The 13708-nt window shown below is 70.0% G+C and carries 13 protein-coding genes; 3 read left to right on the forward strand and 10 right to left on the reverse strand.

Going from position 1 to position 13708, the window contains the following annotated elements; genetic code table 11:
• Positions 1-2: 2 nt before the first annotated feature.
• The 7 genes from ACLJPX_RS43640 to ACLJPX_RS43670 form a co-directional block, all read right to left on the reverse strand.
• Positions 3-551, reverse strand: coding sequence for a NuoB/complex I 20 kDa subunit family protein (locus ACLJPX_RS43640; protein ID WP_005151847.1), 549 nt, complete (start codon positions 549-551; stop codon positions 3-5).
• A gap of 6 nt (positions 552-557) precedes the next feature.
• Positions 558-965 (reverse strand): NADH-quinone oxidoreductase subunit A, encoded by a 408-nt coding sequence (locus tag ACLJPX_RS43645; RefSeq protein WP_076164505.1) that lies wholly within the window; start codon positions 963-965, stop codon positions 558-560.
• 531 nt (positions 966-1496) lie between these two features.
• Entirely contained in the window at positions 1497-2783 is a 1287-nt protein-coding gene (locus ACLJPX_RS43650) for a geranylgeranyl reductase family protein (RefSeq protein WP_184898788.1), read from the reverse strand.
• Positions 2780-3484 carry a demethylmenaquinone methyltransferase gene (locus tag ACLJPX_RS43655; protein ID WP_410606003.1) on the reverse strand — a complete coding sequence of 235 codons (705 nt, stop codon included), beginning with the start codon at positions 3482-3484 and terminating at the stop codon, positions 2780-2782. The genes ACLJPX_RS43650 and ACLJPX_RS43655 overlap by 4 nt, the downstream gene beginning before the upstream one ends.
• Positions 3485-3552: 68 nt before the next feature.
• The gene (locus ACLJPX_RS43660; protein ID WP_101612044.1) at positions 3553-4323 is read right to left on the reverse strand and encodes an AfsR/SARP family transcriptional regulator; all 771 of its coding nucleotides are present in this window, start codon (positions 4321-4323) and stop codon (positions 3553-3555) included.
• Positions 4324-4390: 67 nt separating this feature from the next.
• A complete protein-coding gene (locus ACLJPX_RS43665) occupies positions 4391-5494 on the reverse strand; it encodes a glycosyltransferase family 4 protein (protein WP_410606004.1) in 1104 nt (367 codons plus the stop codon).
• A 4-nt stretch (positions 5495-5498) separates the two neighbouring features.
• Positions 5499-6617, reverse strand: coding sequence for a glycosyltransferase family 4 protein (locus ACLJPX_RS43670; protein ID WP_410606005.1), 1119 nt, complete (start codon positions 6615-6617; stop codon positions 5499-5501).
• Positions 6618-6728: 111 nt separating this feature from the next.
• Here ACLJPX_RS43670 and ACLJPX_RS43675 point away from each other — a divergent pair, with 111 nt between their 5' ends.
• Positions 6729-7559, forward strand: coding sequence for an inositol monophosphatase family protein (locus ACLJPX_RS43675; RefSeq protein ID WP_101612041.1), 831 nt, complete (start codon positions 6729-6731; stop codon positions 7557-7559).
• Positions 7560-7721: 162 nt separating this feature from the next.
• Here ACLJPX_RS43675 and ACLJPX_RS43680 read toward each other — a convergent pair whose 3' ends face one another.
• The 3 genes from ACLJPX_RS43680 to menD all read right to left on the reverse strand — a co-directional run bounded on the left by ACLJPX_RS43680 (position 7722) and on the right by menD (position 11503).
• On the reverse strand, positions 7722-8174 hold the full coding sequence (locus tag ACLJPX_RS43680; RefSeq protein WP_410606006.1) for a DUF3592 domain-containing protein: 453 nt from the start codon (positions 8172-8174) through the stop codon (positions 7722-7724).
• A gap of 22 nt (positions 8175-8196) precedes the next feature.
• Positions 8197-9717: a M1 family metallopeptidase gene (locus ACLJPX_RS43685; RefSeq protein WP_101612037.1), complete on the reverse strand. Its 1521-nt coding sequence runs from the start codon at positions 9715-9717 to the stop codon at positions 8197-8199.
• Positions 9718-9826: 109 nt separating this feature from the next.
• A complete protein-coding gene (gene menD, locus ACLJPX_RS43690; RefSeq protein ID WP_168214481.1) occupies positions 9827-11503 on the reverse strand; it encodes a 2-succinyl-5-enolpyruvyl-6-hydroxy-3-cyclohexene-1-carboxylic-acid synthase in 1677 nt (558 codons plus the stop codon).
• Between the two features lie 57 nt (positions 11504-11560).
• Here menD and ACLJPX_RS43695 point away from each other — a divergent pair, with 57 nt between their 5' ends.
• Positions 11561-12484 (forward strand): 1,4-dihydroxy-2-naphthoyl-CoA synthase, encoded by a 924-nt coding sequence (locus ACLJPX_RS43695; RefSeq protein ID WP_101612035.1) that lies wholly within the window; start codon positions 11561-11563, stop codon positions 12482-12484.
• A 53-nt stretch (positions 12485-12537) separates the two neighbouring features.
• Complete coding sequence (gene menE / locus ACLJPX_RS43700) at positions 12538-13662, forward strand: o-succinylbenzoate--CoA ligase (RefSeq protein WP_410606007.1); 1125 nt, start codon at positions 12538-12540, stop codon at positions 13660-13662.
• Positions 13663-13708: the final 46 nt, after the last annotated feature.

The following is a 13708-nucleotide window of genomic DNA, read 5'->3' on the forward strand; positions in this document are numbered from 1 at the left end:
GCTCACTTCTTCGCGTACTTGATCGAGGAGGCGATCAGCTCGGTGCGCTCACCACTCGCGGCGCGGATCGCGGCGCGACGGGCGTTGATCGGCTCGTCCTGGATCTTGGCGTGCAGTTTCAGGATCGCGTCGAGCAGCATCTCGGGGCGGGGCGGGCAGCCGGGGAGGTACATGTCGACCGGGACGATGTGGTCGACGCCCTGCACCACGGCGTAGTTGTTGAACATCCCGCCGGACGAGGCGCAGACGCCCATCGCCAGCACCCACTTGGGCTCGGCCATCTGGTCGTAGATCTGGCGGAGCACCGGCGCCATCTTCTGCGTGACGCGGCCGGCGACGATCATCAGGTCCGCCTGGCGCGGTGTCGCGCTGAAGCGCTCCATGCCGAAGCGGGCGATGTCGTACCGGGAACCGCCGACGGTCATCATCTCGATCGCGCAGCAGGCGAGACCGAAGGTGGCAGGCCACATCGAGTTCTTGCGCGCCCAGTTGACCAGGCCTTCAAGACTCGCGAGAAGGATGCCGTTGGGGAGTTTTTCTTCGAGGCCCATGCTTCTCTAGTTCCAATCCAGGCCGCCGCGACGCCACACGTAGGCGTACGCGAAACCGACCGTCGCGATGAACAGCACGATCTCCACCAGGCCGAACATGCCCAGCGCGTCCGCGGAGACCGCGAACGGGTAGAGGAAGACCATCTCGATGTCGAACAGGATGAACAGCATCGCGGTGATGTAGTACGCGACCGGCATCCGGCCGCCGCCGACGACCGGCTGCGGCGACGGTTCGATGCCGCATTCGTAGGCCGCGGTCTTCGCCCTGTTGGGACGGCTCGGGCCGACGAGCGGGCCGAGCAGCACCGAGAGCACCGCGAATCCGAGAGCGAGGACGAACAGGAGGACCAGGGGGAGGTACATGTTCAGGTTGGGCACCGAGGGGGTGCCGGCCTGGGTCAGCACGGGCAACATCAGCACGGGGTTTTCGCCATCCTTTCCGCGCCGCTGCGGTTTTCGAGTCGGGGTTCACCGCTTCCCTCGGTCGGCACCCTAAGTCACCTGGGTCACACCGCCGAGGGTTAGGCAACCCTTACGGGCCGTGCATGACGGCCCCCTTGCTTGTGAAATAGTTCACAAGCCTCCCGTCGAGGATGTGAAGCGATTCACAAAGCATGGGGCGAGTGTAGGACGTGACTCACATTCTTGTCCCTAGGCCCCGTGCTATAAGGCTGCCCTAACTTGGCCGCACGGCCAGTACGGTTACTTCCGACGTGCGGTACCGGTGACCTGCGACGTCGTTCCGAAGATCGACTCCGATGCGGGTTTTGACCGGTTCTGTCCTGTGACCGATACCACTGCCCGGAGTACTGCTGAAGGGGACTTTGCCCGCGTCAGACGGGGTGAAAGGAGCCTTCACCGCATGCGATGCGGGCATGGCATCCTTCGCGAAGCGAGGGTGCGGGCGGGCGGGCGTCTCCCTAAGCGCGTGAAGGCCCCGGAGTGTCAGCGCGGAGTGGGCGTAGCCCGAGCTAGCGCGGCGATCAGGCGGTCCACGCCGTCCCCGCCCTTGGCGTCGTAGCAGCCCGAGAGTCCCTTGTAGACCAGCGGAAGGATCGAGTTGATCCGCAGTCCGTACTTCGTCGCGGCGTGCATGATCTTCGGCTTCCCGATCAGCTTCGCGAACACGTTGCCGAGCCGGTAGTAGCCGCCCATCAGCTCCCCGACGGCGCGCGGATAGCCCTCGAGCGCCCGCTCGCGGGACGGCCCCTCACGCCGCGCCAAGGCCTGCACGACGAACTCCGACGCCAGCTGCGCGGACTCCATCGCGGCCGAGATGCCCTCGCCGTTGAACGGGCTGACCATGCCGCCCGCGTCGCCGAGCAGCAGCAGGCCGTCGCGGTAGTGCGGGGTGCGGTTGAAGCCCATCGGGAGACCGGCGCCGCCGACCTTGCCGATGGCGTTCTCCTCGCGGTAGCCCCATTCCTCGGGCGTCCCGTCGAGCCACTGGCGCAGCAGCGCGCGGTAGTCGGTGCTGCGGAACGCGGCCGACGTCGACAGCATGCCGAGGCCCACGTTCACCGTGCCGTCGCCCAGCGGGAACGCCCAGCCGTAGCCGGGCAGCAGCTTCGGGTCGCGCGGGTCCGAGCGGTCCCACAGCTCCAAGTGGCCCTCGATGAACGGGTCGTCGTGGCGCGGGCTCTTGTAGTACTGCCGCACCGCGACGCCCATCGGGCGCTTCTCGTTCTTCTGGATGCCGACGCTCAGCGCGAGCCGCGCGGAGACGCCGTCGCAGGCCAGGACCAGCGGAGCGCGGTAGCTCACCGGCGTCTTCTCCGGGCCGACCTTCGCCTCGACGCCGATCACGCGACCGGCCGGGCTGGTGATCGCGCCGGTGACGGTGGTGCGCTCGTAGAGCCGCGCACCCGCCTTGACCGCGGTCTTCGCGAGCAGGTCGTCGAAGTCCTGACGAGTACGCGAAACGCCGTACGGCGGGTAGCTGGTCAGGTCCGGCCAGTCGAGTTCGAGCGTCAGCTCGCCGGTGAGGATGCGCAGGCCGCGGCTGTGCACCCAGCCCGCGTCCTCGCTCGTGTCGATGCCGAGGTCGATGAGCTGCTTGACGCCGCGAGGGGTCAGGCCGTCGCCGCACACCTTCTCGCGCGGGAACTCGGTCTTCTCCAGCAGCAGCACGTCGACGCCCGCGCGGGCGAGGTACGTGGCGGCGGTGGAGCCGGCCGGTCCGGCACCGACGACGATGACTTCGGCGTCGTGGTCTGCGTTGCGACGGGTCATGCTCGCGAGTTTACGGCTGGCTTCTTCGCGCGGTGGATGGCGACGACGCCGAACGTGAGGTTCAGCCACTCCACCTCGGTCCATCCGGCGCTCGCGATGATCTCGCCGAGCGTCCGCTGATCCGGCCACGCCAGCATGGATTCGGCCAGGTAGGAGTAGGCCTCGGGGTTCGACGAGGTCCGGCTGCCGACCCAGGTGAGCAGCTTCGCGATGAACGTCCGGTGCAGGAACCGGATCGGCGGGAATGTGGGCGTCGACACTTCGCAGATGACCAGGCGCCCGCCCGGTTTGACCACGCGCGCGATCTCGGTGAGGGCGGCCTTGGTGTCGACGAAGTTCCGCAGCGCGAGCGAAATGGTCACCGCGTCGAAGCTGTCGTCGGCGAACGGCAGCTTCAGCGCGTCGGCGGCGACCATCGGCACGCCGCGGTGCTTGCCCGCTTTGAGCATGCCGACCGAGAAGTCCGCGGCGAGGCACCAGGCTCCGTTGCGCGCGTACTCGACGGTGGACACGCCGGTGCCCGCCGCGAGGTCGAGCACCTTCTCGCCGCGTTTGGCGTCCAGCACCCGTGCGGTGGTGGTGCGCCAGCGGCGGTCGAAGCCGAAGGTCATGAACGAATTCGCGCGGTCGTAGCCGTCCGCGACGTCGTCGAACATGGCGGCGACTTCGTGCGGATCCTTGTCAAGACTCGCTCGGGACATACCCGAACATTAACCCGGCGTCTCTGAGACACGTCGGCCAAGCAGGAGCAAAGCGGCGCGCCGTAGGGTCACCTGGCCCGGTGAAGCAACGCCGGGGCACGGTGCGCACCGGCCCCCGCGACCTCGCCGGCGAGGATCCGCCGCTCCAGCAACCGCAGTTCCGGCCCCGGTTCGAGGCCGAGCTGATCGACCGAGACCCGGCGCGCACGCCGGTACGCCGCCAGCGCGTCGGAGGTGCGCCCGGCTCGCCAGAGAGCGTCCATGAGGAGGTACTGGGCACGCTGCCGCAACGGGTGCCGCCGCACCAGATCCGCCAGCTCGACGGCCGCGCTCGCGTGCCGCCCGAGGCTCAGTTCGGCCTGGTAGAGCTCTTCGAGCAGGACCAAGCGGTGCTCCGAGAGGCGCATCGTCTCGTCCGAAAGCAGGGGGACGTCGAGGCCGTCGTAGGGCGCTCCGTGCCAGTGAGTGAGGGCCTGCCGGATCAGTGACGCGCGCTGCGCGGGGTCCGCGGACTTCAGCGCCTGGCTTCCGAGCGTCTCGAAGGTCTCGACGTCGAGTTCGCCGGGGTGGACCTCCAGCCGGTAGCCACCGTTGTCGAAGCCGAGCCGGTCCCCCTCGGGCAAGGCCTGCCGCAGCTTGTGGACGTGCCAGTGCAGCTTCGGCACCGCGCGCGGCTCCCACCGGCTGTCCCACAGGGCCTCGGTGAGCACGTTCACCGGCACGTAGGTGTTCGCCCGGACCAGCAGAACCCCGAGGAGCGTTCTTCTCATCCGGCCGCGCAACGGGATCGACCTCGGACCGGAAGAAATGCTGAACGTGCCCAGTACTTCGAACCTCACGTGCCGTCCTCTCGCTCGATGGCTGAGGGGACGATGAATGCCGGTTGTACAAATTGGATACAAAAGCTCAAATGAGGACGGAGAGCATCCCCTGAACCGACTGTGGCCAGGCGAATTCCTCCGCCCGTGCCCGCGCCGCCGCCCGTCGGGTCCCCTCGGGACACTCCAGTAATCCGGTGACGGCCCCCGCGAAAGCCGGGGCCCTGTCGTCGACGGCCTCACCACAGCCGGGTCGCACGATCTCCCGCAGCGCCGACGACGCCGAGACCACCACCGGCGTCCCCGAAGCGAGCGCCTCCAGCGCGGCCAGCCCGAACGTCTCGTGTGGACCGGGTGCGAGGGAGACGTCGGCGCTGGCCAGCAGGCGCGCGACGTCGCCACGCCCGGAGAGGAAGCCGAGGAAGGTCACCGGGAGCCCGCGCGCCCGCCGTTCCAGCGCTCGCCGCCGGGGCCCGTCACCCGCGATCACGAGCCGTACCCGGTGCCCGGCCTCGGTCAGCTCGGCGACCGTGTCCACACTGCGCTCGACGTGCTTCTCCGGCGACAAGCGTCCACAGTGGACGATCAGCGCGTCGGCGTCGCCGGACAGCGTGTGCCGCCAGCCGTCGTCACGCCGGGCCGGGGCGAACGTCGTGAGGTCGACACCGAGCGGGACGCGGCACACGTTCGGCGCGGCGATCCGGTCGAACTCCACGCGGGCGAACGCCGTCGTGCAGACCACCGTGTCGTAGTGCCGCGCCATCCGCCGGTTCGCGACGTCGGCGACGCGCCGGGCGACGGGTTCCGGCATCAAGAACTGCTCCAGCAGCCTGTCGAGCCGCTCGTGCGAGATCACCATGCTGGGTACGCCGTTGCGCCGCGCCCACCCGCCCATACCGCGCAGCGTGAGGCGGTCGGACACCTCCAGCCTGTCCGGTTCCAGCCGGTTCAGCACCGCGCGCACCCGGTGCGGATCGACCGCGCGATAGCCGCCCGTACCCGGGATCCGGGGTGCCGGAAGGGAAAACCGGCGGACTCCCGAAGGCAGCGTCTCGTCCGCGTAGCGCTGCCCTGGCACCACGAGGGTCACCTGATGGCCGCTCGCCACGTAGCCCGCGCCGAGGTGGTGCAGCGCCGTCCGCAACCCGCCCGAGCGTGGCCCGTAGAAGTTGGCCAGCTGGACGATGTGCATCGGGTCAGGCCGCGCGAGCGATCTTGCCTTGGACAGCCTCGTAGTGACCGACGAGTTCCCGGCAGACCGCGGGCCAGGTCCGGTTCAGCACCACCTTGCGCGCCTTCTCCCCCAGCCTGGCGCGCAGCGCGTCGTCGCGCAGGTCGTTCACCTTCTCCACCAGCGCCGTCGCGAACCCGGCCCGGTCGGCGGGCAGCAGGTAGCCGGTGCGGCCGGGCAGGACCAGATCCTTCGGGCCGCCCGCGTTCGGCGCGAGCACCGGCAGCCCAGAGGCCATCGCCTCCTGGATGGCCTGGCAGAACGTCTCGTGCGGTCCTGTGTGGACGAAGACGTCGAGACTCGCGTACGCGGCGGAAAGCTCTTCGCCGTACCGGGCGCCCAGGAACGCGGCCCCCGGGATCCGCTCGCGCAGCATCGGCAGCTCCGGCCCGTCGCCGACGACGACCACGCGGATCCCGTCGACCCCGGCGAGCGCGGTCAGCCGCTCGACCTCCTTTTCGGGCGCGAGCCTGCCGACGAAACCGACCAGCAGTTCGCCGTTCGGCGCCAGCTCGGCGCGCAACGCGGGATCGGCGTGGACCGGCGAGAACCGCTCGATGTCGACGCCACGCGCCCAGCGGTGCACCCGCGGGATCCCGTGCAGTCTCAGCTGTTCCACCGAATCCGACGAGGGCGCGAGCGTGCGGTCGGCCCGCGAGTGCAGCCGTCGCACCCAGCGCCAGGCCGCGCGGGCGGCGAGACCGAAGCCGTACGCGGAGGCGAAACCGGCGATGTCGGTCTGGTACACCGCGACGCACGGCACCCGCAGCCGTCTCGCCGCGGCGAGACCGCGGGCGCCGACCACGAACGGCGACGCCAGATGCACCACGTCCGGCCCGAAATCGGCCAGCGCGGTGAGCACGGTCCTCGTCGGCACGCCGACCGGGAGGGAGTTCACCCCGGGGAAGTCGAGGGCGGGAATGCGCACGACCGGGGCGCCGAGGTACTCCGAGGGACCCGGTCCCGGGGCGATGATCAGCACGTCGTGCGCGCGGTCGCGGAGGTGTTCCACGACGCGGAGCACGGAGTTGGTCACGCCGTTCACCTGGGGCAGGAAACTTTCGGTGACTATCGCGACTCGCACGATGCTCACTGTCGCATCCGGTTGTGACGCCCACGCCAACAAAAACGGAACAGACGACATGTCATCTCAAGGTCGTGTTCCGGAAACCAGTTTCGGCCACACTAGGCAGGCATGACCCTCCTGTCGTCAAGGCCGCCGCAACCCGTCGAGCCCGGGTTGCTGTCGAGGGCCCTCGAAGTGGCCGGGCGGCTGGCCAACGACGCGACCGACGTGATCACCGCGACCGCGGGCCGGGGCGCGCAGCCGGATCCGAACGACTCGCCCTTCGACTGGGTCACCGACACGGACCGGATCCTCGAACGCCACACCCGCCGGGTGCTGACCGCGGAGTTCCCCGGCATCCCCGTCGTCGGTGGTGAATTCGGCGCCGACCACGGTGCCGACGTCGCCGAGTACCGCTGGGTCGTCGACCCGGTCGACGGCACCGCGAACTACGTCGCCGGCGTCCCCTGGTGCGCCTACAGCCTCGCCCTGATCGACGCTTCGGGGCCGGTGGTGGGCGTGGTCGCGGACCCGTACCGCGCCCAGATCTACGCCGCCGCACGCGGCCGCGGCGCCCGGGCGAACGGCAAGCCGATCACGCTGACCGACCGCTGCGGGGTCGCCGGGGCGATCGTCTGCACGGAACTCACGCGCAAGGGTGTCTGGCCCGGGATGGGCCACTTCATCGAACGGGCCGCCGCCGCGCACGCCGGGGTCCGGGTGCTGGGCTCGGCCGCGCTGGCGATCGCACAGGTCGCGCTGGGACACGCGGCCGCGGCGGTGCTGCACAACTACCGCGAATGGGACGTCGCGGGCTCGGTCGCACTGGCCATCGAGGCGGGAGCCGTGGTGCTGGACCGGCACGGGGAGGGCTCGGCGCTGCCCGTCGACGCGCTGCTGGTCGCGGCGCCGGGGGTGGCCGACGAGGTACTGGGGTGGTGGCAGGAGTCGGTCGGCTGAGCGCTCGGCTCCGCCCGCGCGCGTGAGAGGAACGACTCGTTACTTGCGGCGCGCTAGGAAAGGCCCGTTCCTTGCGGCGCGTGAGAGGAAAGGCCCGTTACTTGCAAAATTTGCAAGTAACGGGCCTTTCATAGCGTCTCTCCGGGGAGCGGAGCGGACCGCTCAGGCGGCGGCTTCCGCGAGCGAGCGCCGGTGAGCCAGCCGCTGCCGCCGGATCCACCACAGCAGCGGCCCGGCGACCAGCCAGGTGAAGAAGATCATGCTGCCCAGCGGCAGCAGCGTGTTCGCCGCCGAGCGCCCGGCCACCCGCGCGAGTTCCGGGTCGCCGACGTCGTACTCGATGTTCACGAGCTGCCCGGCGGCCAGCCCGGCCGGGTAGAGGACGCCGTTGGCCGGGCTGTGCACGATGCCGTCGGGGGTGGCGTAGTTGATGATCGTGCGGTCGAACGTCACCGACTCGACCTGCGCGGTGGCCTGGCCGAGTTCGGCTTCGATCGCGCTGTCGTTGCGGAACGCGGCGAACAGCAGCGAGACGCCGAGCACGGTGACGAGTGAGGCGACAACGAGGGCGGCATACCACCCGATGCGCCTCACCCGCTCCGCTTTGGCCGTCACGCCGCGAGCGTAGCGCTACCCGTCAGTGGGCGTGTCGCTCGCCGAGGAATTCGTGCGTCGCCTTGATCTGCGGGTAGGACTTCGGCGCGACCGGGGCCGTGGCGGCCCGAAGTGCCGAGGCCGGGGTCCCGTTAGGACTCACCGACGGCTTGCCCTTGGTGTAGAGCCAGGTCTGGAACAGGTCGTACAGCGGCTTGCCCGAGATCCGCTCCGCGAGCGCGATGAACTCCGGGATCACCGCCGACTTGCCCTTCTTGACCTGCTGCCAGGTCTGCAGGATCCGGAAGAACGTGTCGTCGCCCACAGCCTTGCGCAACGCGTGCACCGCGAGCGCGCCGCGGTCGTAGACGGCCGCGTGGAACTGGTTCGGCTCACCGGGGTCTGCGGGCAGGACCTGCCAGAACGGGTCCTCGGCAGGCGCCGAGTCGTAGATGTACTGCGCGAGTTCGTCCGCGGTGCCCTCGCCGGTCTCCTCCGACCACAGGAACTCGCCGTAGGAGGCGAAGCCCTCGTTCAGCCAGATGTCGCTCCACTTGCCGAGCGTCACGTTGTCGCCGAACCACTGGTGCGCCTGCTCGTGCGCGACGATCGAGGTGTTGGAGCCGGACCGGAAGGCCCGCGCGCCGTACACCGGACGCGTCTGGTTCTCCAGCGCGAAGGTGATGCCGGTGGTGACGACGCCGCCCTGCGCCTCGAACGGGTAGGGCCCGAACTTCGAGGCGAGCACCTCGGTGATCTCCGGCGTCCGCTCGATGCTGGCCTTGGCCGCGCCGAGCGATTCGCCGAGGTCGGCGCCGTAGGCGGTGATGAACGGCTTGCCGTCCGGCGTGGTCTGCTCGTTCACCTCGAACTTGCCGACCTCGAGCGACGTGAGATACGTCGCCTGCGGTTTGGTGCTGCGCCAGTTCCAGCGCGTCCAGCCCGGCCGCTGCACCGTCTTGCGCACGAGGGTGCCGTTCGACAGCGCGGCGACGTCGTTCGGGACCTCGACCGAGATGTCGTAGGTGGCCAGATCGGTCGGGTGGTCGTTGGACGGGAACCACCAGGCCGCGCTCTGCGGCTCGTCGACGGCCAGCGCGCCGTCCGGGGTCTTCTTCCAGGCGGTGAAGCCGTCGATCTTCACCTTCGACGGCGTGTCCGCGTAGGCCACGACGACGGTCGCCGTCTGGCCCTTCTTCAGCGGCGTCGACGGCGTGACGGTCAGCTCACCGGTGCCGTCGGTCGACGTCGCGAACTGCGCGGGCCGGTTGTTGACCCGGACGCTCGACACCTTGAGGCCGAAGTCGAGGTTGAACCGCGACAGGTCCTGCGTCGCGGTGAGCAGGATCGTCGTGGCCCCGGACAGCAGATCGGTCGAGGGCTGGTAGGTCAGTCTGAGGTCGTAGTGCCCGACGTCGTAGCCGCCGTTCCCGGCGTGCGGGTAGTACGGGTCACCGACGCCGATCGAGCCCGGCGCGGGTGCGGCGGCCGCGGAGCCCACGAGCAGCACCGAGACGACGCCCGCGGTCAGTCCGGCGAAGCCGGCGCGAGTCTTCAAGCGCATTGCGAATCCCTCCCAGGATTTGTCAGCGCGCTCGAACGTAGCCAGATGATCACCACGCAGACACGTCCGAAGGAGGGGTTCCTACCCTCTGGACTGAGACGGAAATCGGCTAGACAGCGCGTACGGCCGACGAAACCGCCGTACGGAGGCGCCCGTGCAGCTCGCGGTGGCGCGTTCGGTCCACCCGGACCTCCACCACCCGCAGACCCGGCGCGGGCTTCAGCGCGGCCCGGAACTCGGTGAGCGTCTCGGCGACGACGTGCGGGACGCGGTAACCGGCGCACAGGGCACCGAGATCGGCGCCGTGCGGCGTCCCGAACACCCGCTCGAAGCTGGCGTTGTGCTCGGGCGCGCCTTGCTCCAGCAGCGAGAAGATGCCGCCGCCGTCGTCGTTGAGGACCACGATCGTCAGGTCGGGGCGCTGTTCGGCGGGTCCGGTCAGCAGGCCGCTCGCGTCGTGCAGGAACGTCAGGTCGCCGAGCAGGGCGTACGAATGTCCCCTGTGGACGGTCGCGGCGCCGATCGCGGTCGAGACCATGCCGTCGATCCCGGCGACGCCGCGGTTGCGGTGCACGAGGACGTCGGGCCGCAGCCGTCCGGCGAGCGCGACGTCGCGGGTCGGGTTGGACGAGCCGACGACCAGCAGTGATCCCTCCGGGACCGCGTCGACCAGCTCGGTGGCCAGGCGCAGCCCGCTCGGCCACGGTTCGTCGGCGAGCACCTCGGCCACCGCCGACGACGCCGCCTTGTCCGCGCGCTGCCAGCTGGCGAGCCACTCCGGATCGGCCGGTTTGGTCGGTTCGTCGAACCACTGGCCGACCTGCCGGACGTTGTGCGCGGGCGCGGGCCAGTCCGAATCGGGCCGGACCAGCAGCACCTCGACGTCCGGATCGGACAGGACCCGCTGGACCTGCCGGAACACCGTCGGACGGCCGATGCAGAGCACCTGCTCGGGCTTGTGCCGCGAGATGAACTCCTCGACACCGAGCAGCCACGCGCCGGACGAGATCGCCGTCGCTCCGGCCAGCCCGATGCCACCGGTCTCGGAGACGACCGGCCAGCCGTGCAGCTCGGCCCATTCGCTGGCGGCCTGCACGCCGGTGTCGCACGCGATGACCAGACCGTGGCGGGCCGAGGGCACCACGAACGAGGGAAGCGCGCCGAAGTCGGGGAGCTCGGTCCAGCGGGCGCCGTCGGGACGCCCTTCGAGTGACTCGTACCACTCGCCGTCATCGTCGATGTCCGGCACGAGCGGTTCGCGGAACGGGATGTTCAGGTGCACCGGCCCGCAGCGCCACTCGCCGTACGCGGCGTTCCAGGCACGGCAGATCTGGCCGCGCCAGTACGAGTTCTGCCCGGCACGGCGTTCGGCGACGGCGAGCTCGTCGAAGTAGCGGATGGCGTTGCCGTAGAGCTGGTGCTGGTCGATGACCTGGCTCGCGCCCGCGGCCCGCAGCTCGGGCGGGCGGTCGGCGGTCAGCACGATCAACGGGACGCCCGCGCGGTCGGCCTCCAGCACGGCGGGGTGGAAGTTCGCGGCCGCGGTGCCCGAGGTGCACAGCACGGCGACCGGGCGGCCGGTGCGCGCGGCGATGCCGAGGGCGAGGAAGGCGGCGCCGCGTTCGTCGATGCGGACGTGCAGCTGGAGACGTCCGGCGGCCGCCGCGTCGTAGAGCGCGATCGACAGCGGGGCGTTCCGGGAACCCGGGCAGAGGACGACGTGGGAGACGGTGTTGCGGACGAGTTCGTCGACGATGACCCTTGCCTGCGCGGTGGAAGGGTTCACCGGCAGACCTCGGGTTTCACACTACGACTCACGGCCACACGTCCTATTCTCCCAAACGTGGATGACGCCCAGGTTTCCGAGCTGTTCGACCCCGCCTCGTGGACGGAAGTCGAAGGTTTCGACTTCACCGACATCACCTATCACCGCTCCTCTGAGAGCCGCTCAGGCAAACGTGTCGTGCGCATCGCGTTCGACCGTCCCGAGGTCCGCAACGCCTTCCGTCCGCACACCGTCGACGAGCTGTACCGCGCGCTCGACCACGCGCGGATGAGCTCGGACGTCGGCTGCGTCCTGCTCACCGGCAACGGCCCGTCGCCGAAGGACGGCGGCTGGGCGTTTTGTTCCGGTGGTGACCAGCGTATTCGCGGACGCTCCGGGTATCAGTACGCGGATGGGGAGACCTCCGACACGATCGATCCGGCGAGGGCCGGACGGCTGCACATTCTCGAGGTCCAACGGCTGATCCGGTTCATGCCGAAGGTGGTCATCGCGGTGGTCCCGGGGTGGGCCGCGGGCGGCGGGCACTCGCTGCACGTGGTGTGCGACCTCACGCTCGCCTCCGCCGAGCACGCGCGGTTCAAGCAGACCGACGCCGACGTCGGCTCGTTCGACGGCGGCTACGGCTCGGCCTACCTGGCCAAGCAGGTCGGGCAGAAGTTCGCGCGGGAGATCTTCTTCCTCGGGCGCGAGTACACGGCCGAGCAGATGCAGGCGATGGGCGCGGTCAACTCCGCCGTCCCGCACGCGGAGCTCGAGGCCGAGGCGCTGGACTGGGCGTGGGCGATCAACGGCAAGTCGCCGACCGCGCAGCGGATGCTCAAGTACGCGTTCAACCTCACCGACGACGGCCTGGTCGGCCAGCAGCTCTTCGCCGGCGAGACCACTCGGCTCGCGTACATGCAGGACGAGGCGGTCGAAGGCCGCGACGCCTTCCTGGAGAAGCGAGACCCCGACTGGTCGGCCTTCCCGTACTACTACTGACCTGCGTTTAGCGGGCTAAACGCGATCTGTGGGCGCGGGCCTAGGCTGGCGGGATGCGCACGGTAGGGGTGGACGGGAGTCCGGAGTCGATCACCGAGCTGACCTCGGCACTGGCCGAGGCGCTCGGCGGCGGCCCGGCCGTCCTCCCCTACGCGTCGGAGGCCTTGCGGGACGCGATGGAGCCGACACGCCCGGCCGAGCCCGGGACGGCCGTGATCATCGCCACCTCGGGGTCCACCGGCGAGCCCAAGGGTGTCCTGCTCTCGGCCGCCGCGCTCGCCGCTTCGGCGCGGGCGACCCACGCGCGGCTCGGCGGACCGGGGCACTGGCTGCTCGCGACGCCGGCGCAGTACATCGGCGGGCTGCAGGTGCTGGTCCGCTCGCTCCTGGCCGGGACGACGCCCGCCGTGCTGCACGCCCCCGGGTTCCGCCCGGACGACTTCGCCGAAGCCGCCGCGCCCCTGCTGGCGCTGGAGGGGCCTCGCTACACCGCGCTCGTGCCGACTCAGCTCGGACGGCTGCTGGACGACGCGGGGCCGGGACTGGCAGCGGCCCGCGCGTTCGACGCGATCATCGTCGGCGCCGCGGCGACCACCGCGGAACTCCGGGAGCGCGCGGCCGAAGCGGGCGTGAAGATCGTGCCCGCGTACGGCATGAGCGAGACCGCGAGCGGCTGCGTCTACGACGGCGTACCGCTGGATGGAGTACACGTCGAACTCGAAGACGAGCGGGTCTGTATCACGGGTGACGTCCTCGCGCACGGCTACCGACTGCGACCTGACCTGACTTCGGAGGCCTTCGAGGGAGGCCGGTTCCGCACCTCCGATCGCGGTCGTTGGTCACCGGATGGACGTCTGGAGGTCCTCGGCCGGGTCGACGACATGATCAACACCGGCGGGGTGAAGGTGGCCGCCGCGGCCGTCGAACGGATCTTGACCGCACAGCCCGGAATCCGGGACGCGTGCGTGGTCGGAGTACCTGATCCCGAGTGGGGCGAAGCCGTCGTCGCGCTCGTCGTCGGCGCTGGTTGCGACGTCGATTCCCTGCGTGCCGCGTGCCGCGAAGAGGCCGGTGCGGCGGCCGCTCCGAAGCGGGTCGAATTCACGGAAGAACTACCGTTGCGGGGCCCCGGAAAGGTCGACAGGACGGCCGTCCGGAATCTCCTACGAAGGTCGTGAATTCTCCACCGATTACTGGGACGTAGTTGACACGATCATTACCCGC

The organism is Amycolatopsis sp. lyj-90 (assembly GCF_046549035.1).
GTDB lineage: Bacteria > Actinomycetota > Actinomycetes > Mycobacteriales > Pseudonocardiaceae > Amycolatopsis.

Bases quoted from the DNA above. Each gene is read 5' to 3' on its own strand.
- ACLJPX_RS43665 (WP_410606004.1), bottom strand. From the start codon at position 5,494: ATGCACATCGTCCAGCTGGCCAACTTCTACGGGCCACGCTCGGGCGGG.
- ACLJPX_RS43675 (WP_101612041.1), top strand. From the start codon at position 6,729: ATGACCCTCCTGTCGTCAAGGCCGCCGCAACCCGTCGAGCCCGGGTTG.
- ACLJPX_RS43655 (WP_410606003.1), bottom strand. From the start codon at position 3,484: ATGTCCCGAGCGAGTCTTGACAAGGATCCGCACGAAGTCGCCGCCATG.
- ACLJPX_RS43645 (WP_076164505.1), bottom strand. From the start codon at position 965: ATGTTGCCCGTGCTGACCCAGGCCGGCACCCCCTCGGTGCCCAACCTG.
- ACLJPX_RS43685 (WP_101612037.1), bottom strand. From the start codon at position 9,717: ATGCGCTTGAAGACTCGCGCCGGCTTCGCCGGACTGACCGCGGGCGTC.
- menE (WP_410606007.1), top strand. From the start codon at position 12,538: ATGCGCACGGTAGGGGTGGACGGGAGTCCGGAGTCGATCACCGAGCTG.
- ACLJPX_RS43650 (WP_184898788.1), bottom strand. From the start codon at position 2,783: ATGACCCGTCGCAACGCAGACCACGACGCCGAAGTCATCGTCGTCGGT.
- ACLJPX_RS43640 (WP_005151847.1), bottom strand. From the start codon at position 551: ATGGGCCTCGAAGAAAAACTCCCCAACGGCATCCTTCTCGCGAGTCTT.